Genomic DNA, 24,181 nt, shown 5'->3' with positions numbered 1-24,181 from the left:
GATCCGTGGACATCACCGTGGCGCAGCTCCGGATCACCGCCGCCGGTCCGAGCGCCACGCTCGGGCCCGGATACGTCGAACACCGGCGTCACGCCCCAATCCCGGCGACAACCCGTCCGGGCTGATCACCGGCACTGCGGCCGGGCGCGGCTACTGGCAGACCAACGCCGCCTCGCCCGCGCCGTCCACCAACTTCTTCTACATGAACGTCGCCGACTCGTATGCCTACGACACCAAGAACATCGTGCTGGTCAGCATCGACTACCTCGACGCCGGCAACGGCACGCTGGACCTCCAGTACGACTCCCCCGGCCAGGATCTGCCCGACAAGTTCAAGCCGTCGGAGATCGTGCGCTACGGCGACACCGGCACGTGGCAGACGCACGACTTCGTGCTGGACGACTCGATCCTCACCAACCGCACCAACGGTTCCGACTTCCGCATCGCCCACGACGGGTCCGATGTGGAGGTCAAGGTCGCCGCCGTGCGGGTGACGGTGATTCCGTCCACTCTGGACGTCAAGGCCGGGCTGCGCAACCTGGTGGCCCAGTCCGGTTTGACCGTGTACGCGGCCCGCGAGGGCACCCGGGACGGCCAGTACCCGGCCGGTTCGAAGGCCGCCTTCGGCGCGCAGATCGCCAAGGCGCAGGCCGTGATCGACTCCTCTGACGCCACTCCCGCTCAGGTCAAGGCGGCCTTGCAGGCGCTGTACGACAGCTACCAGGCGTTCAAGGCGTCGGCCGTGAACCTCAATGTGGCCGCCGGCCGGTCGCTTTCGAGCGGCCCGGGGTGGACCCAGGTCGATCTCGATCAGGCTCAGCCGGTCGACGATGTCTTCGTGCAGTGGGGTGTGGCCTTCTCCCACGACTACAAGGTTCAGACCTCTGTGGACGGTTCGACGTTCACCACGGTCGGCGAATCGGGCGCCACCGAGGCCAATCGCTCGTCCCGCACCGACTTCCCGGTTGTACAGGCCCGCTACGTCCGGCTGGCCTATGACGGCTCGGCCGATGTCGCTGACCTGCAGGTCCGCGACCAGCGTGTGGTCACGCCCAAGCCGCAGCTGATCAGGACCAAGTACCCGACCGCCGATCCGGTGATCGCCGACTTCGTCGTCGCCGGCGCGGATCCCAGTGGTGTCAAGGATTCCACCAAGGCCATCCAGGCCGCGCTGTACGACTGCCACGACGCCGGCGGCGGCACCGTGTGGCTGCCCGACGGCACGTACCGGGTCACCGACACCGTCGAGGTGCCGGCGTTCTGCTCGCTGCGCGGCGACCGGCGCGATCCCGATCACGGCGGCGGCAGCTACGGCACCGTGATCAGCGCCGACCTTCCCTCCGGCGACAACGGGCCCGTGCTGTTCAGCATCGGCGGCAGCGCCGGCGTGCTCGGCCTGACCACCTATTACCCGCACCAGAACGCCGCTGCGCCCGTGCCGTACAGCTACACGTTCGAGATCACCGGCAGCGCCTGGGCCAGCGACGAGAACTACATGATGGGCACCGTTTCCGACGTCACCATGCTCAACTCGTACCGGGGCATCGGCATCAGCACCATGCGCGACGAGCGTGGGCGGCCGCCGGCGGTCGGGCAGACCCACGAGTCCGCGACCGTGCGCAACGTCAAGGGCACCGCGCTGCTGTCCGGCGTCGAGGCGTACAACGGGGCAGACGTCGGGACCTGGGAGAACGTCACCTTCTCCAACTCCTACTGGGCTTCCGCCCCGCACCAGTTCAACCCGCCGCATCGCTCCACTGTGGACGCCTGGACCCGGGCTCACGGCACCGGCTTCGTGCTCGGTGACCTGGAGTGGGATCAGTTCAACGACATCGCCGCGTCCGACTACCACGTGGGTATCCACGTCGTTCCCGGCCAGCGGGTCGATTTCGCCGGCGCCTTCCAGGGCGTGACGATCAAACACACCGACACCGCTCTGCTCGTCGACCAGTTCGACTCCCGTTGGGGTCTCATGATCGGTCGCGGCAGCCTGGACGGGGCCGTCACCAACAACTCCGCCGGCTTCGTCAAGCTCACCGACGTCAAGGTCAGCGGCGCGGTGACCGGCACCGTCTACCGGCTGTCGGGCCAGGCTCCTGCTTATAGCGCGGACCAGCCCACCCCACGACCGTCTCGTAACGCCCTATACGTTACCGACGCTCCCCACGGCATCGGCTACGTCCCCGCCGCCGACGCCACCGCCGGCATTCAGCACACCCTCGACCGTGCTGGCCGTGATGGCGGCGGCATCGTCTACCTGCCCGCCGGGTGGTACCGCGTGACCGGGCTCCTGTCGCTTCCCGCCGGCGTCGAGCTTCGCGGCGCTTCTTCCGTGCCCAACCGTGACGAGGACGGCCGCAGCGGCGGCACCGTGCTCATGTCCTACTCCGGCCGGGCCACCGCCACCCCTGACACCGATCCCGCCTTGATCACGCTCAACGGCAGGAACTCCGGAGTTCGCGGCCTCCGCGTCTTCTACCCCGGCCAGAACCCCGCCGCCCCCGACGGTCTCGTCGCCTATCCCTACGCCGTGCGTGGCAACGGCTCCGGCACGTACGTCGTCAACGTCGGCATGTCCAACGCCTACAACGGCATCGACATGGCGACCTTCCGCAACGACCGCTTCTTCGTCGGCAAGCTCGCCGGCACCTTCGTCCGCCACGGCATCACCGTCGGCGCCTCCGAGGACGGCGTGATCAACGGCGTGCTCACCAACGGCAACACCTTCGTCCGCCTCGGCTTCTACCTCCCGAACTGGGCCTCCGGCGCCAACCTCTTCCCCCAGGTCATCGACGGCTTCACCCGCAAGTCCTCCGACCTGGTCACCGTCACCGGGGCCCGCAACCTCACCGTCGTCGACGCCTTCGGCTACGGCCTCCATAACGGCCTGGTCGTTACTTCCGGCGACGTGCACGTCTTCAACCTCGGCACCGACAACCTCGGCACCGACGGCTACACCGTGCGGGCGTCGGCCGGCTCCACCACCGTGCTCAACCTCTTGCGCTACAACGGCACCACCAGCACCGGCCCCGTCCGCCTGGTCGATGTCATGGCCATCAACATGGTTCAGTCCGCCCTGTCCATTAGCGCCTCCCAGGGCGGCACCGCCCGCCTGACCGGCACCGAGACCGAGCCCGGCAAATACGAGACCGGCAGCTCCGTCACCGCCACCGCGCGTCCCTCCCCCGGCTACCACTTCGTCTCGTGGACCGTGGCCGGTGCCGTCGTCTCCACCTCCCCCACCTACACCTTCACCGTCACAGCCGACACCGCCCTGACCGCCACCTTCTCCCGCTGATCCGACACACCCGTTTCCGACACCGGCCGAGAGTGGGCGGGCCACGCTGTGAAGGCTCCGCCCGCCCGCTCTCGCCGGAACAACCGCGTCTGGATGAGGATCAGGTCAGCCTGGACTGCAGTTGGCGGGCGGCGACCGGGAAGTGGGCGGGCGGAGCCTTCACGCCACGCGTGTCGCGGGGCGGGCGAGCCGCCGCCCCACGGTGGACAGCCACGCCGCTTGCCATCGATCCCGCCGGTTCCGCCCACCCACTCTCCCCGCACACCAAGCAATTCCGGGCGAGGACCAGGTCGGACCCACACCGCGATGACCACAGTCGACGCAGGTCACCGCGTTCGACGTGCTCACGCGCTGTAACGGAAGCGGGTCATGCGGCGAAGCACCTCCCGTGGTTGTGGTCGGGAGGGACAAGCTATGACGCACCGGTTCAATCCGCCGCCGAGCTGGCCGCCGGCGCCCGAGGGGTGGGTGCCGCCCCACGGCTGGCAGCCGCCGGCCGACTGGCCGAAGCCCCCCGAGAACTGGCAACTGTGGGTGCCCGTCACCGCCGCGGCACCAGTCTCCGTGCCTGCACCGGTCCCCACCTTTGCACCGGTCCCCGCACCTCAGCTGATCCCCGCCCCAACGCCGGCCCATGCAGCGGCACCGACCCTCACCGCGCCGGTCCATGCCGCAGCACCGATCCCCGCCGCCGCTCCGCCCGTGCATGGCAACGACAAGCGGGTGGGACTGTTCGGGGCTCGCAAGCGACTCCAACAGGTGGAAGCCGAGCTGCGGCGGCTCCAGGATCAACTGCAAGACGAGTGCCGCAAGCTGGCCGAGCTGTCGGCCCGGTACGACAAGCTGCGCGGCAAGGACGCGATCGCCGTGGAGAACGACATCGCGGACGCCCGGCAGCTGCTGGCGCAGATCATGTCCGACGCCGAGGCGCAGGACGCGGTGAATGCGCAGCAGCAGGCCGACGCGACAAAGGCGTTGACCGACGTGCGGCAGCGGATCGGGTCGGCGCAGACGGAGCTGCAAGGGATTCGGGCGCAGATCGTCGAGACGCAGGAACTCGCCCTGCTCCAGGAGGCCGGGATCTACGAGTACCGGCACCGCCTGGCGGATTCCATCGCCTACAAGGGAGCGCTGGAGCGGCTCAAGGACGCCATCAAGGTGTCGGCCAAGAACAACCACGCGATCACGGCGACCACGAACTGGACGGTCAACAACTCGGCCGTCGAAGGCCAGCGCATGGTCCGCGACTTCTCGAAGCTGATGCTGCGCGCGTACAACACCGAGGCCGACAACTGCGTCCGATCGATGCGGCCCCACCGACTCGAGTCGTCGAAGGACCGGCTGACCAAGGCCCGGGACATCATCTCGCGACTCGGCAAGACCATGCACATCAACATTTCGGCCGGCTACCACCGGCTCCGGCTGGAGGAGCTGGAGCTCACCGCGGACTATCTGGCCAAGGTCGAGGAGGAGAAGGAACGCGTCCGCGCGGAGCGCGAGCGTCAGCGGGACGAGGCGCAGGCCCAGCGCGAGTTCGAGAAGGCGAAGGCCCGGCTGGCCAAGGAGCAGTCGCACTGGCGGACCGCCATGATGAAGTGGGCCGACGCGGGCGACGCGGCCAAGATCGCCGAGGCGGAGGCCAAGCTGGCCGAGATCGACGACTCGATCAAGGCAGTGGAGGAGCGGGAGGCCAATATCCGCACGGGATGGGTCTACGTGATCTCCAACGCCGGCTCGTTCGGGCCCGACGTGGTGAAGATCGGGCTGACCAGGCGCCTGGACCCCACCGAACGGGTGCGTGAACTCGGTGACGCGTCGGTTCCGTTCAAGTTCGACGTGCACGCCCTCATCTTCGACGCCGACGCGGTGAGCCTGGAAACCCGCCTGCACCAACACCTTGCCGGCCAACGCGTCAACCGCGTGAACCTCCGGCGCGAGTTCTTCCACGTCACGCCGGCCGAGGTGTTGGACGTTCTTCGCGCCATGGGTCTTCAGGACAACCTCGTCGACTACGTCGAGGAGGCCGAGGCGGAGGAATGGCGTTCGAGCCAACGCATTTCCGAGACCGAGCGCAACTCCGCCGCCGTCGCGTAGCCGCTGCGCCATCGGGCAGGTCGGGCCGATTCCGGTGGCGTGACGGGAACACGGCGTGCCACAGTGCGGCGTGTTGTCCTATCGAGCGCAGGTGGCGCAGCTGCGGCGAATCGCCATGAGCGCGCTGGACGCGTATGAGCTGAGCGACCCCAAGGTGCAGTTCGTCGCGCACGGGGAGAACACGACGTTCAAGGTCACCGTGAGGGCGGAGCGCTTCTTGCTGAGGGTGCATCGGCCGAACCGGCATGGGCGGTTCGTCGACTCGTCCGCGGCGATCACGTCCGAACTGCGGTGGCTCACGGCCCTGCGCAACGAAACCGACCTCGCGGTGCCCGAACCCGTGCCCACCCGTGACGGCGCATTTACGACTACCGAGTCAGAGCGAATCTGCTCGGTGCTGCGCTGGATGGACGGCCGACGGCACAGCGAATCGCCGCGGCCGCGGCACCTGCGTCTGCTGGGCGAAGCCATGGCACGCCTGCACAATCACGCCGACGCCTGGGAGCCGCCCAAGGAATTCGTCCGCATCCGTTGGGACTGGGAGACTTTCTTCGGCGACACCATGGAGTACGGCGGCATCAACGCCGCCCAGGTCTGGGATCTCCTGCCGAGGGACCTGCGCAAAGATTTCGAGCACGTCGCCGACACAGCCCGCGAAGCCATGGCGCGGCTGGACGACGTCGGCCTCATCCACGCCGATCTGCACCTGGACAACGCCCTCTTCGCCGGCGGCGGGGTCAAGCTGATCGACTTCGACGACAGCGGCACCGGGCACCGCCTGTACGACCTCGCCGTCGCCCTGTGGGAACTGCGCCACCGAGAGGACTACGAGCAGTTCCGCGCCGCCCTGCTCGACGGCTACACGGCGCACCGGCCGCTGCCCGCCGACAACGTCGACACGTTCATCGCGGTCCGCGAGGTGGCCTTCGGCCTGTGGTTCGTCGGCACGGCCCGGGTCAACCCGGCCTTCCGCGACCGGCTGGACCGGGAACTGGCCGGCATCCGACGGCGTCTGGCCGCCCTGCGGCGCTAACGGTCAACGGGTCATCGCGGCGAAGCGCGGCTGGCCCTCCTGTCCGATGTCGGGGACGCGGAGGATGCTCACCGCGCCTGCGGCGGCGAACACGGCGAGGCCGGCGAACAAGATGGTGAAGCCGCCGGCCGCGAGCAGGGCCGGTGCGGCGAACGGCACGACGGCGACGGGCAGGATGCTGGCGATGTTGAGCACGGCGAAGTCCTTGCCGGCCGATTCCGGGTCGGGCAGCATGCGCAGGCACAGCGCGAAATCGGTGGCCAGGAAGGCGCCGTAGCCGAGCGACATGACGGCGGCCCCGACGAACACGGCGGGGATGCCGGGCGCGAGGGCCACCACGATCAGGCCGGTGGCGAGCAGGAGACCACCGACGAGCACGAACGGCTTCTGCCGCCGGATCCGGTCGGACAACCAGCCGGTCAGCCAAGCGGTGACGGCGACGCAGGCGATGCCGACCAGCGTCAGCAGGAAGATCAGGCCCGGCACCGCGTCAGCCGTGACGGCAAAGCGCTGCGTGAACAGGAAAGCCAGGTAGCTGTTGCAGGCCCAGGCGGCGGTGATCATGAAGCGCACGGCCCAGGCCCAGGCGAACGCCGGGTGCCGGCGAGGGCTGACCCAGTACGACCGCAGCACGATCGCCGGGCTCAGCCGGGATTCGCCGGCCAGCGGCCGGTGCTGGGGATCGCGGACGAGCAGCAGCGTCATGAGCACACCGCCCGCGCTCAACGCCGCGACGACGGCCCATTGCAGCCACGGGACGGCCGGCACGGCGCTGACCAGGGCGAACCCGAGCGCCGGCCCGGCCAGGGCCACGAAGGCCACGACCCCCGACGCCGTCCCCCGACGCTCCGGGGCCACCTGGTCGGCGGCCAGCGCGGCGTTGGCGGCCTGCTGGACTCCGATCAGGACCATGATGACCGCCCACCCCAGCACGACCTGCCACACGGCGGTGGTCCAACCCATGACCATCAGCAGCAGGGCCGCGCCGAGGCCACCGACGAGGATCCAGGTGCGGCGACGGCCGAACCGGGCCGTCGTGCGGTCGCTGATCCGTCCGCCGAGCGGGTTGGCGAGCAGCCCGGCCAGGCCGCCGATGCCGGCCACCAGACTGAATTCGGACGTCGCGTCGGCGCCGGCGATCGCGGTGAGGTGGGTGATCAGCAGCAGGTTCAGCGGCACGGCGGCGCCGAGGTAGGCGGCGGCGTTCGTGCCGACCAGGCCGGCGATGAGGCGCCCCTGGGCGGTTCGTAACCGGTGGGTCGTCATGGTGTCACGGCCTTGACGATCTCGAGCACGGCGTCGCGCACTACGGCGGGATTCTCTTGCGGGACAAGGTGTCCCGTGTCCGGCACGACGACGACCCGCCCGCGCGGCGCGGCGGCCATGAGCTCGGCGGCGACCTGGTTGAACAGCGGGCGCCCGGTCGACATCCCGCGTTCGATCCGCCCGGCCTGCAAACAGATCGTGGGCACGTCCGGAGTCCCGGCGGCCTGGAGCCGCCGCATCGTCGGCAGCGCCGTCATGATCTGCGCCGCCTCCTGGCGTCCCGCCCGCATCGCCTGGGCGCAGGCATAATCCCGCGTCAGAATGTCCATATCGGACAGAGCTATGGCCGAGGAAAGGTTGGGAGCAGTGACTTTCATCAGCAGCTTGCCGCCGCCGACACGGGCGAGCAGCGCCAACACGGCGAACGCCCGGGAGGCGGTCCGCGCGGCGCGGTCGCTCATGATCTCGGCGACGGTCGCGTCGACGAAAACCAGGCCGGCGACCCGCCCCGGGTGGCGTTCGGCGAACAGCCGGATGACAGGCCCGCCCCAGCTGTGCCCGACCAGCACGACCGGCCCGGTCTCGCCGAGGCCGTCGAGCAGGCCCGTGAGGTCGTCAGCGATCCGTTCGAGCGTCCGGTCCCGCCGATCCGGATCGCTGCCGCCGTGGCCGGCACGGTCGTAGGACAAGGTGCGGGCATGCGCGCCGACCTCGCGCTGGGTGTGCACCCACGACGCGGCCGGTGCGCTCATGCCGGCCTCGAACACGACCAGCGGCCCCCCACCCTCGCCGGCCACGACGGCGCGCAGCCGCCGCCCGTCCGGCAACACGACGAACTTCTCGGTCAGCCCTCGACCGGGGTCCAGGCTTGTCATTCGGCGCGGCCTCTCACTGGTTCCAGCAGGGCGGATGGACGTCCGGCCACAGACCTGCGTGTTCGAACTGCGCGGCCAGGGCCAACAGCACCCCGTCGCCCCGACGGCGGCCGACGATCTGCACGCCGCACGGGAGGCCCTCAACGTCCACATGCGACGGAAGGGCGACGGCGGGCTGGCCGGTCAGGTTCGCCCACGGGGTATAGGCCGACCAGGCCAGCATCCGGTCGGCGATCGCCGCCACCCCGTCGACCTGGAAGTGTCCCGACGGCACCGGCGGCCCGCTCGTCACCGGGGTCAGCGCGACGTCGAACTGGTCGAGGGCCTCCAGGAAAGCGCTGGCGTACCGGGCCAGCACTCCCTGTGCCGCAAAGAGGTCACGCCCGGAAAGCGCTTCCCCTTCGGCGTGCAGCCACCGCGTGTAGGGCAACAGCCGGTCGGGCGGAACCAGCGACGACACCACCGCGTTCACCGACGCCGCGAACAGGGTACGCAGTGCCAGCCGCACCGGATCGTCGTAACCGGCAGGGATCTTCACCTCCCGCACCTCGTGTCCCAGCTCCCGCGCCAACGTCGCCGTCCGCTCGACCGCGTGGATCGCCTCGGGATGCGGTTCGGCGCCGTCAAGGCCCGTCTCCGTCCACATCGCGATGCGAAACGGCTTCGATGGTTTCCTGATCGCGTCGAGGAAAGAACCATCTGGCCGCCAGTCGTCCAGGTCGCCGGGCGCGGGCTGCGCCATCACGTCCATCAGCAGCGCCGCGTCCTCGACGGTTCTGGCGATGGGACCCTCGATGGTGGTGTTGGACAACGACGACACTAATCCTCGACTTGGCTTCACGCCCACGAGATGACAGGTCGCCGCCGGCGTGCGGGTCGACCCGGCCCCGTCACCGGCGTGCGCCAGGGGCAGCAGTCCGGCCGCGACGGCAGCCGCAGCACCGCCGCTGGATCCGCTGGCATAGCGCGTCAGGTCGTACGGCGTGACGGTGGGCCGCCCGGTAACCAGGTTGTCGGTGTAGCAGGTGGCGCCGAACTCCGCGGTGTTGGTCTTGCCGATCAGCACCGCGCCGGCCCGCCGTAACAGCCCCGCGGTCCAGGCGTCGGCCGTCGGGGTGAAGCCCGCCAACGCGGCGCAGCCGAACGTCGTGCGCACCCCGGCCGTCTGGTACAAATCCTTGATGCCCAAGGGAAGTCCGAGCAGCGGCGACCACTCGCCCTGGGCAATGCGCCGGTCGGCGCGAGCGGCCTCGGCGAGGGCGAGCTGCGGCGTGACGGTGGCGAAAGCGCCGAGTGCGCCGTCGAGCCGGTCGATGCGGTCCAGGTAGTGCTCCGTCAGCTCACGGGAACTGACGTCGCCGACGCGCAAGGCATCGAGCTGGGCGGCAGCGGTCAGCTCATGCAGATCACCGCTCACAGCACCACCGCGGTCCCGGTCAGCACACCGTGGGCCAGCTCGGCGAGGGCGTTCAGGTAGTCCGGCGTCAGCGGCTGGCGACCCAGCATCCGGCGGTGCATCATCGGGCCCTCGACCAGGTCGCCGATGAGGGAGAGGTCGGGCGGCGTGCGGATTTCGCCCCGCTCTGTCGCCCGGACGATGGCGTTGCGCAGCGGCTCACCGCGTCCTTCGGCCATTGCCCGGAAGGCGAGCTCCGCGTCCGGATCGTGGTGCAGGTCGGCGGTCAACCCCATCAACCCGTCCACCCAGGACGAGGACCAGGACACGGCCAGGTCGTGCACGACCGCCCTGAGGTCGCCGAGCAGCGTGCCGGTGTCGCGGTCCGAAACCGGCGGCAGGTGCTCGGCCAGCACGTCGACTACCAGCTGTGCCTTGCTCGACCAGCGCCGATAGACGTCGGTGCGGTGCGCGTCGGCCTCGGCGGCGACCTTGGTCAGCGTCAGGGCGTCGTAGCCCCGGCTCTGCAGGAGCGACCAGGCCGCGGCCAGCAGCCGTCGTTCGAGGTCGGGATCTCGGGGACGCCCAGGCACGTCGCCTCCTAACGCTACAGGTTGTAGCGAAAGAGGCTAGGTCGTCCCGCTGACCCGCGCAAGCCCCGTCAGTACACGTCGCGGACGTAGCGGCGGTCGGTGGCCAGCTGCTTGAGGTAGGCGGTGGCCTTGTCGGCGGTCATGCCGCCGTGGTTGGCGACGATCTCGCGGAGGGTGCGGTCGACGTCCTTGGCCATGCGGGTGGCGTCGCCGCATACGTAGACGTGGGCGCCGTCGCTGAGCCAACGCCAGAGGTGGGCGCCGTGCTCGCGCATGCGGTCCTGCACATAGACCTTGGCCCGCTGGTCGCGGGAGAAGGCGAGGTCGAGGCGGGAGAGCAGACCGTCGGAGTGGAACTGCGAGAGCTCGTCACGGTAGTAGAAGTCGGTGGCACGGCGCTGCTCGCCGAAGAAGAGCCAGTTGGGGCCGCCGGCGCCGAGGGCGGCACGCTCCTCCAGGAAGCCGAGGAAGGGGGCGACGCCGGTGCCGGGACCGATCATGATCATGGGGACGGAGGGGTCGCCGGGCGGGCGAAAGTGGGGCGAACGCTGGACGGAGGCCCGGACGGGCGTGCCGGTGGCGCGGTCGGCGAGGAACGTGGAGCAGACACCGCCGTGAGTTCCGTACCGGACAACGGAAACGGTGAGGCGGATGCGGGACGGGCTGACCAGCGGACTGGACGAGATGGAGTACTGCCGGGGTTGTAGGCGCTTGAGCACCTCGGCCCAGGCCTGGGCGTCGGCCCGAACGGGGTAGTCCCGCAACACATCGACGGCCTGCCGGCCCCACGTCCACTTGGCCAGCTCGCCCTTGTTGTCCGGACGGAGCAGGTGCCGCAGCTCGCGGTCGCCGTTGTGCTCGGCGACGAACTGCAACAGCGAAGGCGTGATCCGCGCGATCTCCAGCTCCTCGGAGAGGGCCTCGCCGAGCGAGAAGTCGGTGCCGTCAAGGGAAATCACGCCGGATCCGTCGAGACCGGTGACGCCGAGCCACTCGTCGACCAGGGCAGGGCTGTTCACCGGCAACACGCTGAGGGCGTCGCCGGTCTCGTAGGCGAGGTCGCCGGCGTCGAAGGTGAACTCGCGCACCTCCTTGCCGGCGCCGGGCAGGCTGAGCAGCCGATTGCCGACCAGCTCGACCTCGCGGTGCCGGGCCGGGGAGGCGTTCAACGCGACGATCACCTGGTCGAGCCAACGCCGAGCGGTCGACTGGTAGTCGGGCTCACAGTCGGTCCTCGGCACGAGATGCGTGGCGCCCAGATCCCGCAGCCGCTCGTCGATCCGCTTGCCGTGGCCGCAGAAGTTGTCGTAGCTGGAGTCGCCGAAGGCCAGCACCGAGTACCGAAGACCAGCCAGTGTGTCCTGTGTGGACAGATGATCCCAGAAGGTGACGCCGTTGTCCGGCGCGTCGCCGTCGCCGAAGGTGCTGGTGATCATCAGCACCGGATTGCCGGCCCGCAGGGTGTCGGCGGACGCCTCGGCCATGCTCACCACCACCGGCCGCCAGCCGCTCTCGGCCAGCCGCCGCGCCGCCTCGGCGGCGAACTGCTCGGCGTTGCCGGTCTGCGACGCCCAGAGCACGGAGATCTCCTTGCCCGGTAACGGTTCCGCCGCCACACCGCCGCGCGAGAACATGCCGGCCAGCAGGCCGTCGACCCAGGCCGCACGGGTCGGTTCGATCGGGGCGTGCGGCGGTAACACCGGCACGCCGACGCCGCCGGCGGTCACCCCCGCGGCAAAGCCGGCGAGGTACTGCCGCTCGGCCGCAGTGAAGTCAGGCATCGGCACGTCGTCGACGCCGAGCATCGCGGCCACCGAAACGGGCTGTTCAACAAGAGCGACCGGTTCGGAGACCGCCACCTTGGCCAGAGACACCGCGCACACCTTGAACTCCGGCTGGAACGAGATGGGGTCGACGGCGTCGTTGGTCACGGCGTTCACGCTGAGGTACTCGCCGAACAAGTCGTTCCAGTGGAACGGCGCGAAGCAGCACCCGGGGCGGACGCGGTCGGTGACCACCGCCGGAAGCACGGCACGACCACGGCGGGACGCGATCTCGACCTGATCGCCTTCCACAATGGACATAGCCAGAGCGTCAACGGGGTGGATCTCCACGAACGGGCCGGGGTTGAGCTTGGTCAGCTTGGCGACCTTGCCGGTCTTGGTGAGGGTGTGCCAGTGGTGCTGCACCCGACCGGTGTTCAGGGTGAACGGGAACTCGTCGTCCGGGAGCTCAGCCGGCGGCATGTGCGGCCGCGCGAAGAACGACGCCTTGCCAGTGGCAGTGGGAAAAACCGGTGCGCCAGAGGCAACGTAACGAACGGGATTGCGGGCGGGGCCGTCGGGGGCGCTGGGCCACTGGACGGGGCCCGAGCGCAGCCGGGAGTAGGTGATGCCGCTCAAGTCGTAGCCGGTGAAGGGATTGCTGGCGCGGCGGATCTCCTCGAAGATCTGCTCGGCGCTGTCGTAGTGGAACGGGAAGCCCATCTCGACGGCCACGCGGGCGATGAGCTGCCAGTCGGGCACCGCCTGCCCGGCCGGCGCGACGGCCTGCGGCGCGAGGGTGACGTTCCGCTCGGAGTTGACCATCACGCCTTCGGTCTCCGACCAGATCGCCCCGGGCAGCACGATGTCGGCGTAGCCGTTGGTCTCGGTGTCGGCGAAGGCGTCCTGCGTGATCACCAGCTCGGCGGCCTCAAGCCCCTCGATCACCGTGCGCCGGTTGGCCACGGAGGCGACGGGATTGGTGCAGATGATCCAGCACGCCTTGATGTCCCCGGCGGCCATGCGCTCGAACATCTCGATGGTGCCGCGGCCGACGTCGGTGCGGATGGAGCCGGCCGGCACCTCCCACAGCTCCTCGACAAAGGCCCGGTCCTCCGTGGACAGAACGGAACGCTGGCCGGGCAGCCCTGGGCCCATGTAGCCCATCTCCCGGCCGCCCATGGCGTTCGGCTGCCCGGTCAGCGAGAAGGGGCCGCTGCCGGGCCGGCAGATCGCGCCGGTGGCCAGGTGCAGGTTGCAGAGGGCGTTGGTGTTCCACGTGCCGTGTGTGCTCTGGTTGAGGCCCATGGTCCAGCAGCTCATCCAGTTGCCGGCGGCGGCGATCCACTTCGCCGCGGTACGGATGTCGTGCTCGGGAATTCCGGTGATGTCGGCGACCACGTCCGGCGGGTAGTCGGCCAGGAACTCCGGCATCCCCTCCCAGCCCTCGGTGTGCGCGGCGATGAAGTCCGAGTCGACAGCTCCTTCGGCGTGAACAAGGTGCAGCAAACCGTTGAGCAGCGCGAGATCCGTCCCGGGCGTGATCTGGAGGAACAGGTCGGCCTTGGCCGCTGTGGCCGTGCGCCGGGGGTCGACGACGATCAGCTTGGCCCCGCGTTTGACCCGCTCCATCATCCGCAGGAACAGGATCGGGTGGCAGTCGGCCATGTTGGAGCCGATCACCAGGAACACGTCCGCGCGCTCGAAGTCCTGATAGGACCCGGGCGGGCCGTCCGCGCCGAGGGACAGCTTGTAGCCGCTGCCGGCGCTGGCCATGCACAGCCGGGAGTTGGACTCGATCTGGTTGGTGCGGACGAATCCCTTGGCCAGCTTGGTGATCAGGTACTGGGCCTCCATGGTGAGCTGCCCGGAGACGTAGAAGGACAACGCGTCCGGCCCGTGCTCGTCCAGGATGGCGCGCAGCCGAGTGGCGGCGAGGGTGATCGCCCGGTCCACATCGGTCGGTTCGGCCGGGGATTCCCGGTCCGTGCGGACCAGGGCCGTGGTGAGGCGGCCGGGCGCGGCCAGCATCTCGTGGCTGGTCGCGCCTTTGGTGCACAGCCGCCCGAAGTTGGCCGGGTGCTCCTTGTCGCCGGTGACCGACACCACACTGCCGTCGCGGACCGTGAGCACGATGCCACAGCCGACGCCGCAGTACGAGCACACGGTCCTGACCGTCGAATCGGGCACGGGCGCAAACACTAGGAACGGGCTGTTGCGCGGCGATTGCACCGCCCGCTGCGGCCGTTACATCTACTGCACAATCGTGTTTCGGCCGCCGTGAGCAGCGTTTTACGCCTTCTTGGCCTTGGTCAGCTCCTCCTGCGCCCACACGGCCCACTCCCGCTGCATCTCGGTGAACCGCAGCCCCCACTCCAGCGCGATCCGCCCGTAGACGGCGAGGTCGGCGGTCTCGGGGGCGATGGCCTCCTCGGTGGCCCGCAACCCGGCCTCGTACTCGACGGCGGCCGCCTCGCGCTTGCGCAGGAAGTCGAGGCCCTGGTCGTAGTCGATCACGCCGAGGAAGAACACCCGCAGCAGCAGGTCGCTGCGCCGGATGACCGACGGCTCGACGTCGGTCATCCAGTGCCGGAGCTCGGCCAGCCCGGCCTCGGTGAGCGCGTACTCCTTGCGCCGGCGGGCGCCCTCCTCGGTCACGGTCACGAGGCCCGCGTCGGCCAGCTTGCCCAGCTCCCCGTACAGCTGGCTCTGCGTCGCCGGCCACACGTTGGCCAGCGAGCCGTGGAAGGTCTGCAGCAGGTCGTACCCGCTGGCGGGACCCATGGTGAGCAGCCCGAGGGCGGCGTGGCGCAGGCTCATGCCGCCATCATACTCCAATACTGACATGTTGCAGGAGTATGTTTCATTATAGACATGTCATTAGAGACATACAGGCAGGATGCGTGACATGACGACGGGACTGCCGCACGAGGCGGTGCGGGTGGCGTGGACGGCGCTGCGCACGGAAACGCCGATGCTCCACCTCGACACGGCGGCGTGCGGGCGCACCAGCGTCGCCACCCGGGCCGCGATCACCGAGCACCTGGAGCTGGAGGCCCAGCTCGGCGGCTACGTCGCCGAGGCCGAGGCGGAGGGGACGACCACCACCGCGCGGCGGCTGCTCGGCGAGCTGCTCGGCTTCGACACGGACGAGGTGGCGCTGCTGGACAGCAGCTCCTCGGCCGGGGCGCAGCTGCTGGCGGCCTGGCCGTGCCAGCGTGGCGACCGGGTGTGGATCGCCCCGAGCGAGTGGGGCAACAACCTGGCGGCGTTCGCCGACCGCGGCCTCGACGTCGGCATCCTGGACGTGGACGACCACGGCCGGATCGATCTCGATGCCCTGCAACGGAGGCTGCGCGCCGAGCGGCCGAACATGGTGCACCTGACCGGCTTCACCGCGCACCGGGCGCTCGCGCAGCCGTCGGCGGAGATCATCGCGCTCTGCGCCGCCGTCGAGGTGCCGGTGGTGATCGACACCGCGCAAGCGTTGGCGCACATCGAAATCCCGGCCGGCGCCGCCGCCGTCTACGGCACCGGCCGCAAGTACCTGTGCGGGCCGCGCGGCGTCGGCTACGTGGCCGTGCGCGAACCGTGGCAGCAGCGGCTCACCCCCCGCGCACCGGCGCTCGACCTCGGCGGGCGGCCGGTGCGCAACCTGGAGAGCCGGGAGGCCTACGTGGCCGGCCGGGTCGTGTAGGCTTCGGCAAAAGTGAGGGACGTCGGAACAGTCCGTACAACAATTGTCCCCGAATGGATTACGGTCCTGCTTCAGAGCCTTGGTGCCACATGGCACGCAAGTTTTCTGTACGGTCACGAGTTACGTGGCCGGCCGGGTCGGGCTGGCGACCGCGCTGCGGCAGTACGTCGAGATCGGCCCGGCGCTGATCCGGGAACGCCTGGCCGCGATCGGCCGCGCGCTGCGGGCCGGCCTGGCCGACCTGCCCGGCTGGTCGGTCCCCGACGACGTCGACGCCCCCGGCTCGATCGTGGCCCTGCTGCCGGACGAGGAGATCGACCTGCCGCGGCTGCGGGCCGACCTGGTGGCCCGGAAGATGGTCACCACGGTGTCGGTGGTCGAGCGGGCGCCGATGGACATCCCGCGGCCGACGCTGCGGCTCAGCCCGCACGTCGACTTCGAGACGGCGTGGATCCCGCAGATCCGGGAACTGCTGACCGCCCGATACAGTTGAGCGCATGCCCACCGCCGAGGAAATGCTCAGCGTGGCGGCGGTGCGCACGCTGGCCGACATCCTCGGCAAGGCGCCGGCGGTCGCCGCCGTCGACCTGGACGGCGCGGCCTTCAGCGAGCGGGGCCGGCTGGTGCGGGACGCGCTGCTCGCGGACCTGCCGGCCAAGTACCCCGCGTTCGAACGGGCGATCCGCAAGGCGATGAAGGACCCCCGGTTCACGGGCTGGATGATCTGGCCCGTCACTGAGGCGGTGGCGGTCCGGGCCGTGCCGGACGCCTTCGACGTGGGGCTCCAACTGGTCGCCGACCTGACGTCCCGGCTGACCGGGGAGTTCGCGCTGCGAACCTTCCTCGCGGCCGACCTCGACCGCACGCTGGCGACGGCGCTGCGCTGGACCGCCAGCCCCGACGAGCACGTGCGACGGCTGGCCAGCGAGGGCACCCGGCCGCGGCTGCCCTGGGCCAAGCGGGTTCCGGCGATCATCGACGATCCACAGTCGACGGTCCCGATCCTCGACGCGCTGCACCGCGATCCGTCGGAGTACGTGCGGCGGTCGGTGGCCAACCACCTCAACGACATCAGCCGGTCCGACCCGGCGCTGGCCGTCGCGGTCGCGACCCGTTGGCTGACAACGGAGACCGCCCCGCTGGTGAGGCACGCGCTGCGGACCCTGGTCAAGGCGGCCGACCCGGGCGCGTTGGCGCTGCTGGGCTTTCCGCCGCCGGCCGCGCTGACCGTCACCGGGCCCGCGCTCGGCCGTGCGAACGTTCGCGTGGGCGAGGAACTCCCGTTCGAATTCACCCTGACGAACGACGGCGACGAGGACGTGCGGCTGGCCGTGGACTACGTGGTGCACCACCGCAAGGCCAACGGCACGCTCACCCCGAAGGTGTTCAAGCTGACCACCCGAACGCTGGCCGCAGGCGAATCCGTGACAATTTCCCGTCGCCACTCGTTCCGGCCGATCACCACCCGCGTCTACCACTCGGGCGAGCACGCGGTGGAACTTCAGGTCAACGGCCGCACGTTCGGGCGAACCTCGTTCACGTTGCGACCCCAGGCCTAGACACAGGGGTGGTGTGACGCCACTGTCCTGTAGATAATCGCCGGAACAGCCACCCCCGGCGTCACCCGGTGGGAGCAACGCCCGCGGGCGATCGGCCGCCGCGCGACGGCCGGACTACGACGGTCAGGTGACCCGAGGTTCGCGGTCCCCGGCCGATGCGTGGCAGAGTAGAGCATTCACGGCGGTCACTGAGGACGGTTCAGATGGGTTCTGGTGCAACCGGGTCGGGCCGCGGCGCCCGCCCGACGGTCACCCGACGCCGGGAGGTCAGCGACGCCAGCGCGCGCTCGCTGCTGACCACGGTGCTCGGAGAGTACGTGCTGCCGCAAGGAGAACCGGTCTGGACACAGACGATCGTCGACGTGCTCGGGCGCTTCGAGATCGAGGAGAAGTCGGCCCGCCAGGCGCTGGCCCGGGTCGCCGCCGAGGGCTGGCTCAGCTCCGAGCGCGTCGGCCGCCGCGTCCGCTGGGCCCTCACCCCGCCCGGCCGCCGCCTGCTGGTGGAGGGCGCCGAGCGCATATACGGCTTCGGCAGCGGCAACCAGCAGTGGGACGGCCGCTGGCTGGTGGTCATGGTGTCGGTGCCCGAGACCAAGCGCGAGCTGCGGCACCGGCTGCGGACCCGGCTGAGCTGGGCCGGTTTCGGCTCGCCCGAGCCCGGCGTCTGGGTCTCGCCGCACGTCGGCGCCGAGGTCGAGGCCAAGTCCATTCTGGAGGACCTGGCCCTGACCAGCGAGGTCATGTCGTTCATCGCCACCTACGGCGCCCTGGGCGACGTGCAGCGCATGGTCGCCGCCGCCTGGGACCTGCAGGAGGTGGCCGAGAAGTACGAGAGCTTCATCGACCAGTTCAGCGGCCTCGACTCGCGCACCCCGGAGCACGCCCTGCTGGCGCAGACCCGCATGGTCCACGAGTGGCGGCGCTTCCCGTTCCTCGACCCGCAGCTGCCCGGCGAGCTGCTGCCGGCCAAGTGGAGCGGCTCGCGGGCCACCCAGTTGTTCAGCGACAACCACGCCGCCTGGCGGGAGCCGGCCCAGCGCGGCTGGCGGCAACTGATCGCCCAGCAGTCCTGACCCCCAAGATCAAGGGACCGATCCTCTCGTTCAACGTCAGGAAGGGCCCCTTACTGACGTTGAACGTCAGTAAGGGGCCCTTCCTGACGTCTAGACGTCCAACCCCGGGAACACCTTCGCGGCGTTGCCGCTGAGCACCCCGCCCAGCAGCTCCTCCCCCAGCCCCAGTTCCCGCAGCGCGGCCACATTCCGGGCCGCGCCGGGCACGCCGGGCCAGTCGGTGCCGAAGATCCAGCGGGCGGCCAGCCGGCGCAGGTCGAAACGGGCGTAGTACTCGGGAAGCTTCCGCGGCGGCAGACCGGCCAGGTCGAGCCACACGTTGGGTTTGGCCAGGGCGAGAAAGGCCGCGGTGTCGTACCACCACCCCCGGCCGCCGTGGGCGAACACGAACTGCACGGCCGGGAAGTCCTCGACCACGTCGACCAGCAGCGCGGGATCGCCGTAGCTGGAACGGGATCCGGGGAAGCTGGACACTCCCGAGTGGAAGATCACCGGCACGCCGCGCTCCTCGCACACCCGGTACACGGCGTAGACCTCGCGGTCGCCGGGCGAAAAGCAGCCGTGCACGGGATGCAGCTTCACCGCAACGGCCCCCAGGTCCAGCTGACGCTCCACTTCGGACGCCAGCGGGTGGTGCAGGTGCGGATTCACGTTGGCCACCAGGCGGAACCGCACCGGGTTGTGGGCCACGATCGGCAGCAGGTCCTCGATCGGCTGAATTCCGGTGGCCCGCGGGCTGTATTCGCAGAACAGCAGCGCCCGGTCGACGCCCTGCCCGGCCATCAGATCGTCCACTTTGGACGGCACGGGCACGCCGTCGGCGTCGTACACCGAGCGCCACGGATGGTCGCCGCTGAACTGGTCGGCCCACTCCAACCACGCCGGCTTCAACGTGGACAGGCGCGGCACGTGCACATGGGCGTCAACGATCATCGGTGAGTACGCCCTTGACCATGTCCCGCAGCACGTTGCGGCGGATCTTGCCGGTGGCCGTCTTGGGCATCTCGGCCACCTCGACCACCGCCCGCGGCCGCTTGTACGAGGCGAGACCGTCCCGACACCAGGAAATCAGGGCATCCTCGTCCACTTTGTGCCCGACCGCCGGCACCACGCAGGCCACCGGCTTCTGCAGCCCCGAGAGATCGGTGGCCGACACCACGGCGACCTCCTCCACATCCGGGTGGGCCAGCAGCCGGCTCTCCACCTCGAACGGCGACACCCACACGCCGCCCGCCTTGAGCATGTCGTTGCTGCGCCCCAGATACGTGTAGGTGCCGTCGCCGTTGCGCTGGTAGGTGTCGCCGGTGCGCAGCCACCGGCCCTGGAACACTTCGCGCGTGATGTCGTTGCGGCACCAGTACCCGGTCGCGGTCGACGGCCCGTTGACGTACAGATCTCCGGTGTCAGAAGGGTTTCCGGCCTCGTCGCGGATCTCCACCTCGTAGCCGGGCACGGGCACGCCGCTAGTGCCGCCGACGGCCTCGCCGGGCCGGTTGGACAGGAAGATGTGCAGCGCCTCGGTGGAGCCGATGCCGTCCAGGATCTCCACCCCGAAGCGCGAGCGGAACTTGTCGAACAGCACCTCCGGCAGCGCCTCCCCGGCCGAGACTCCTTGCCGCACGGTGGAAAACGCGTCGTCGGGGACGTCACTGGCCAGGGTGGCGGCGTAGAAGGTGGGCACGCCGAACAACACCGTCGCCCGGTCGGCGGCGGCGCGGGCGGCGATCAGCTGCGGCGTGGAACGTGAGCGTTCCAACAGGGCCACCGCGCCGGCGGCCAACGGCATGAAGCAAGAATTGCCCAGCCCGTAGGCGAAGAACAGCTTCGACACCGAGAGACAACGGTCCTCAGGATTGAGGCCCAGCACCCCGTTTCCGTAGTACGTGCCGACGGCGCGAATGCTCTCGTGCCGGTGCATGGCCGCCTTGGGCTGCCCCGTGGTGCCGGAGGTGTACAGCCACAGCGCCGGCGAGTCGCCCCACGTCCGGTACGGCGTCTCCAACACGCCGACGCCCGTCAGGTCATCCCACGGGTGCACGGCAACGCCTTGGCGCGCCGAGAACTCCGCCGCGCCCTCCAGCACCACGGTGTCGATCTCCGGCGCCAGCTCGACGACGGCCTGGCACGCCTCCGCGAACTCCGCCGACACCAACAGGATCCGGCTGCGCGAGTCGGCGAGCAGCGTGGCCAGCTCGACCGGCGTCAACATGGTCGACACCGGCACCGGCACCGCGCCCAGGTACATCGCGCCGAGCACGGCGGCGAGCATCTCCACGTCGTCGGCCATGCTGAGCACGACCCGCTCCTCCGGCCGCACGCCGAGCTCCCGCAGGCCCGCCGCCACCCGGTGCGCCTGGTGGGCCAGCTCCGAGTACGACAGCGTCCGCCGGCTCGTCACAACCGCGGTGTGACCGCATTCCGCATGCCGGTCGACCAGGTACTCGGCGGCGTTGAACCGGTCCGGCATCGGTGCTCCTCAGGCCAGATGGACGTACTCGTACTCGAACGGCTTGCCGTTGATGCCGTTGGTCGGCGGCGCGACCCAGGAAGCGATCTTGCCTCGTTCGTAGACCGGGCGCATCAACGACTGCACGAACGCCAGGTCCTGGCCGGTCGGCAGCCACCGGTCGCGGGCCCTGTGCCACGTCGCCTCGTCCAGGATCTCCCCCTCGGGCGAGATGTGGAAGCCCGAGCTCACGCCGACGCTGCGGTTGAATCCCGGGTGCGGCAGGCGCAGCCTGCGGTCGATGCCGGCCTCGGCCAGGATCCGGTTCCACCGGGTGACGCCGTGCTCGCAGTCGGCGATGTACTCGTTGCGCAGGTCCAGGTTCAGCATGAGGATCGTGGACAGCTCTTCGCCGCCCCACGTGCCGTCGGCCTGCGGCGCCTCCAGCAGCGAGCCGGTGTCGGTCAGCTTGTGGTCGTCCTTGCGCCGGCCCTCCTGCCAGCGGCCCTTGAGCCCGGCCGTGTAGTAGTTGGCGGCGTTGGTCGAGGTCTCGCTGCCGAACAGGTCGAGCGACACCGTGTAGTGGAAGTTGATGTACTTCTGGATGATCTCCAGCGGGATGCCGCCGTGCGGGGCGATGTCGAACGTGTCGTGCTCACGGATCAGCTCGGCGCTGCGGGCCACCACGCGGTCGACACCGGTGGTGCCGACGAACATGTGGTGCGCCTCCTCCTTGAGCATGAACTCGCACGTCCGCGAGAGCGGGTCGAACGCGCTCTCCTTCAGCGTGCCCAGCTGGTATTTGCCGTCCCGGTCGGTGAAGTACGTGAACATGTAGAACGCCAGCCAGTCCGCGGTCTCCTCGTTGAAGGCGCCGAGGATGCGCGGCGAGTCGGGGCTGCCGCTGTTGCGCAGCAACAGATCCTCGGCCTGCTCGCGGCCCTCGCGACCGAAGTAGGCGTGCAGCAGGTACACCATCGCCCACAGGTGCCGGCCTTCTTCGACATTGACCTGGAACAGGTTGCGCAGGTCGTAGAGGCTCGGCGCGGTCAGCCCGAGCAGCCGCTGCTGCTCGACGGAGGCCGGCTCGGTGTCGCCCTGGATGACGATCAGCCGCTGGAGGTCGGCCCGGTACTCGCCGGGCACCTGCTGCCACACCTCCTGGCCGCGGTGCTCGCCGAAGCCGATGGTCCGCTGCTGCTCGCGTTCGGCCAGGAAGATGCCCCACCGGTACTCACCCAGCGGCACGTGGTCGAAGTGGGCCCAGCCGGCGCGGCCGACGCTCACCGCGGTGCGCAGGTAGACGTCGTGCGTCTCCAGCGTCGGCCCCATCTCCGACCACCAGTTCATGAACTTGGGCTGCCAGCCTTCGAGCGCGCGCTGCAGCCGCCGGTCCGAGGACAGGTCGACGTTGTTGGGGATCTTCTCGTCGTAGTTGATGGGGCTGCCCATGGTCATACCCGCTTCCGGTCGAACACCGGCTTCTGGCCGGTCCCGTAACGCTTCAGGGCGCCGTCGGGTCCCGCCGCGTTGGGCCGGTTGAAGATCCAGTTCTGCCAGGCCGTGAGCCGGGCGAAGATCTTGGTTTCCATGCTCTCCGGGCCGACGAACCGGTGGTTGGCCTCCATGCCGGTCAGCGCGTCGGGGCTGATGCAGGCCCGGCCCTCCAGCACGATCCGGATCTCGTCGACCCAGTCGATGTCGTCGAAGGCCTCGGTGACCAGGCCCAGGTCGGCCGCCTCGGCGGCATCGATCGGCTTGTCCATTTCGGACAGTCGGGCCACATCCTCGCCGTAGAAGCGGGATTGCAGCCGCGTGATGCCGTTGCCCATCGGGAACGGGCCGAAGTTGGCCGGGCTCAGCCGGATCGCCGCCCGCTCGTCGCTGTCCTCGTCGTCGATCGGCGGGCCGTCCAATATGTACTGCCGGTCGCAGGCGAAGGCCAGCTCCAGCAGCATTCCGACGAAGCAGGAGCCAGGTTCGATCAGGGCGATCAGGCTGCGGCTGGTGACGTCGAGACGCTTGAGGACCCGCTTGTAGTAGTGCAGGATCTCGTTGCTCAGCCACGAATCGTCATTCAGCAGGCGGTTTTCCTGCGCCAGCACGGCATCCGGATCGCCGGCGGTGGTGAACACCCACGTACCGAGCTCGGTCTCGTTGGTGCGCAACCTGAGGATGAGGTCGTCGAGCTCACGGGTGACGGTCAGCGGCCAGTTCTCGTGGGCCGAGGCGTGGACGGTGATCTTGACCAGGCCGAGCTCGCGGTCGTAAACGGCGGTGACGTACCGGTAGCGGAGGCCGTTCTCGTCGATTTCACGCTCCAGCGGCGTCAACTCGACGCCCTGGGCATCCTGCGGCCGCGTGGAGTGCTGCGCCGCCTCCAACGCGCGTTCCTTGACCACCTCGTCGAAGCGGCGTGGCGGCACGACTTCGTCAACCAGTCCCCATTGGACGGCCGCCTTGCCGCGCATGCCGTCGCTGCGGGTGGCGAACACGTCGGCCCGGTCCTTGCGCACCCGGCGCTTGTCGACCACCCGGGTCAGGCCACCCGTGCCGGGCAGGACGCCCAGCAGCGGCACCTCCGGCAGCGACACCGCCGAGGAGTTGTCGTCCACCAGCACGATGTGGTCGCAGGCCAGGGCCAGCTCGTAGCCGCCGCCCGCGCACGACCCGTTGACCGCGGCCAGGTAGGTCTGCCCGGAGTGCTCGGTGGCGTCTTCCATGCCGTTGCGGGTCTCGTTGGTGAACTTGCAGAAGTTCACCTTCCACTCGTGGCTGGACGCGGCGAGCATGCGGATGTTGGCGCCCGCGCAGAACACCCGGTCCTTGCCCGAGGTGACGATCACCGTGCGGACGGCCGGGTGCTCGAAGCGGAGCCGCTGGGTGGCGTCGTAGAGCTCGATGTCGACGCCGAGGTCGTAGGAGTTCAGCTTGAGCTCGTAGCCGGGCGCGATGCCGGCCGTCTCGTCCACGTCCAGCACGAGGTAGGCCAGCTCCCCCTCGACCCGCAGGCGCCAGTGCCGGTAGCTGTCCGGGTGCGCGTCGAAGGACACCTGCACGGTCCGCCTCCTCGTGGTGGGGCTTCCTA

17 protein-coding genes are annotated in these 24,181 nt (G+C 69.7%); 7 read left to right on the top strand and 10 right to left on the bottom strand.

Annotated elements, in window-relative coordinates; translation table 11 throughout:
• The 3 genes from KUTG_RS40485 to KUTG_RS40475 form a co-directional block, all read left to right on the top strand.
• The coding region (locus KUTG_RS40485; RefSeq protein WP_198047475.1) for a glycosyl hydrolase family 28-related protein at positions 1-3,298 on the top strand (3,298 nt) is incomplete at its 5' end.
• A gap of 702 nt (positions 3,299-4,000) precedes the next feature.
• Positions 4,001-5,392, top strand: a complete 1,392-nt coding sequence (locus KUTG_RS40480; RefSeq protein ID WP_232241218.1) for an SNIPE associated domain-containing protein — start codon at positions 4,001-4,003, stop codon at positions 5,390-5,392.
• 73 nt (positions 5,393-5,465) lie between these two features.
• On the top strand, positions 5,466-6,425 hold the full coding sequence (locus tag KUTG_RS40475) for a phosphotransferase enzyme family protein (protein ID WP_198047474.1): 960 nt from the start codon (positions 5,466-5,468) through the stop codon (positions 6,423-6,425).
• Between the two features lie 3 nt (positions 6,426-6,428).
• On the opposite strand, the gene KUTG_RS40470 is transcribed toward KUTG_RS40475, so the two are convergent.
• From KUTG_RS40470 to KUTG_RS40450, 6 genes are all read right to left on the bottom strand, one after another.
• On the bottom strand, positions 6,429-7,691 hold the full coding sequence (locus tag KUTG_RS40470) for an MFS transporter (protein ID WP_043724614.1): 1,263 nt from the start codon (positions 7,689-7,691) through the stop codon (positions 6,429-6,431).
• A complete protein-coding gene (locus KUTG_RS40465; protein WP_198047473.1) occupies positions 7,688-8,458 on the bottom strand; it encodes an alpha/beta fold hydrolase in 771 nt (256 codons plus the stop codon). The genes KUTG_RS40470 and KUTG_RS40465 overlap by 4 nt, the downstream gene beginning before the upstream one ends.
• 121 nt (positions 8,459-8,579) lie before the next feature.
• Positions 8,580-9,983, bottom strand: coding sequence for an amidase (locus tag KUTG_RS40460; protein WP_052395976.1), 1,404 nt, complete (start codon positions 9,981-9,983; stop codon positions 8,580-8,582).
• Positions 9,980-10,555 carry a TetR/AcrR family transcriptional regulator gene (locus KUTG_RS40455; protein WP_052395975.1) on the bottom strand — a complete coding sequence of 192 codons (576 nt, stop codon included), beginning with the start codon at positions 10,553-10,555 and terminating at the stop codon, positions 9,980-9,982. The genes KUTG_RS40460 and KUTG_RS40455 overlap by 4 nt, the downstream gene beginning before the upstream one ends.
• Before the next feature lie 68 nt (positions 10,556-10,623).
• Positions 10,624-14,508, bottom strand: coding sequence for a bifunctional nitrate reductase/sulfite reductase flavoprotein subunit alpha (locus KUTG_RS54525; RefSeq protein ID WP_232241217.1), 3,885 nt, complete (start codon positions 14,506-14,508; stop codon positions 10,624-10,626).
• Between the two features lie 102 nt (positions 14,509-14,610).
• Positions 14,611-15,138: a PadR family transcriptional regulator gene (locus KUTG_RS40450; protein ID WP_043724609.1), complete on the bottom strand. Its 528-nt coding sequence runs from the start codon at positions 15,136-15,138 to the stop codon at positions 14,611-14,613.
• Positions 15,139-15,226: 88 nt separating this feature from the next.
• Here KUTG_RS40450 and KUTG_RS40445 point away from each other — a divergent pair, with 88 nt between their 5' ends.
• The 4 genes from KUTG_RS40445 to KUTG_RS40430 all read left to right on the top strand — a co-directional run bounded on the left by KUTG_RS40445 (position 15,227) and on the right by KUTG_RS40430 (position 18,647).
• Positions 15,227-16,015: an aminotransferase class V-fold PLP-dependent enzyme gene (locus tag KUTG_RS40445; protein WP_043732311.1), complete on the top strand. Its 789-nt coding sequence runs from the start codon at positions 15,227-15,229 to the stop codon at positions 16,013-16,015.
• 124 nt (positions 16,016-16,139) lie between these two features.
• Positions 16,140-16,508: a hypothetical protein gene (locus tag KUTG_RS40440; protein WP_043724606.1), complete on the top strand. Its 369-nt coding sequence runs from the start codon at positions 16,140-16,142 to the stop codon at positions 16,506-16,508.
• A gap of 4 nt (positions 16,509-16,512) precedes the next feature.
• Positions 16,513-17,574: a DNA alkylation repair protein gene (locus KUTG_RS40435; protein WP_043724603.1), complete on the top strand. Its 1,062-nt coding sequence runs from the start codon at positions 16,513-16,515 to the stop codon at positions 17,572-17,574.
• Positions 17,575-17,777: 203 nt separating this feature from the next.
• Positions 17,778-18,647 carry a PaaX family transcriptional regulator gene (locus KUTG_RS40430; RefSeq protein WP_084580363.1) on the top strand — a complete coding sequence of 290 codons (870 nt, stop codon included), beginning with the start codon at positions 17,778-17,780 and terminating at the stop codon, positions 18,645-18,647.
• Positions 18,648-18,737: 90 nt separating this feature from the next.
• Here the strand turns inward: KUTG_RS40430 and KUTG_RS40425 are convergent, their stop codons facing one another.
• Genes KUTG_RS40425 through boxC form a run of 4 tightly spaced genes read right to left on the bottom strand, consistent with a single transcriptional unit; the run spans position 18,738 to position 24,146 of the window.
• Positions 18,738-19,580 (bottom strand): amidohydrolase family protein, encoded by an 843-nt coding sequence (locus KUTG_RS40425; protein ID WP_043724602.1) that lies wholly within the window; start codon positions 19,578-19,580, stop codon positions 18,738-18,740.
• Positions 19,570-21,114, bottom strand: a complete 1,545-nt coding sequence (locus tag KUTG_RS40420) for a benzoate-CoA ligase family protein (protein WP_043724600.1) — start codon at positions 21,112-21,114, stop codon at positions 19,570-19,572. The genes KUTG_RS40425 and KUTG_RS40420 overlap by 11 nt, the downstream gene beginning before the upstream one ends.
• Positions 21,115-21,123: 9 nt before the next feature.
• Entirely contained in the window at positions 21,124-22,545 is a 1,422-nt protein-coding gene (gene boxB / locus KUTG_RS40415) for a benzoyl-CoA 2,3-epoxidase subunit BoxB (RefSeq protein ID WP_043724598.1), read from the bottom strand.
• A gap of 2 nt (positions 22,546-22,547) precedes the next feature.
• Positions 22,548-24,146 carry a 2,3-epoxybenzoyl-CoA dihydrolase gene (gene boxC, locus KUTG_RS40410; RefSeq protein WP_084581525.1) on the bottom strand — a complete coding sequence of 533 codons (1,599 nt, stop codon included), beginning with the start codon at positions 24,144-24,146 and terminating at the stop codon, positions 22,548-22,550.
• Positions 24,147-24,181 lie beyond the last annotated feature (35 nt).

It is taken from the genome of Kutzneria sp. 744 (assembly GCF_000568255.1).
GTDB lineage: Bacteria > Actinomycetota > Actinomycetes > Mycobacteriales > Pseudonocardiaceae > Kutzneria.
The sequence above is the reverse complement of the archived record's forward strand: the minus strand, read 5'-3'. Positions and strand labels throughout refer to the sequence as shown.

Coding starts and splice junctions, on each gene's coding strand:
- KUTG_RS40470 (WP_043724614.1), bottom strand. CDS start 7,691: ATGACGACCCACCGGTTACGAACCGCCCAGGGGCGCCTCATCGCCGGC.
- KUTG_RS40450 (WP_043724609.1), bottom strand. CDS start 15,138: ATGAGCCTGCGCCACGCCGCCCTCGGGCTGCTCACCATGGGTCCCGCC.
- KUTG_RS40445 (WP_043732311.1), top strand. CDS start 15,227: ATGACGACGGGACTGCCGCACGAGGCGGTGCGGGTGGCGTGGACGGCG.
- KUTG_RS40435 (WP_043724603.1), top strand. CDS start 16,513: ATGCCCACCGCCGAGGAAATGCTCAGCGTGGCGGCGGTGCGCACGCTG.
- KUTG_RS40430 (WP_084580363.1), top strand. CDS start 17,778: ATGGGTTCTGGTGCAACCGGGTCGGGCCGCGGCGCCCGCCCGACGGTC.
- KUTG_RS40425 (WP_043724602.1), bottom strand. CDS start 19,580: ATGATCGTTGACGCCCATGTGCACGTGCCGCGCCTGTCCACGTTGAAG.
- KUTG_RS40420 (WP_043724600.1), bottom strand. CDS start 21,114: ATGCCGGACCGGTTCAACGCCGCCGAGTACCTGGTCGACCGGCATGCG.
- boxB (WP_043724598.1), bottom strand. CDS start 22,545: ATGGGCAGCCCCATCAACTACGACGAGAAGATCCCCAACAACGTCGAC.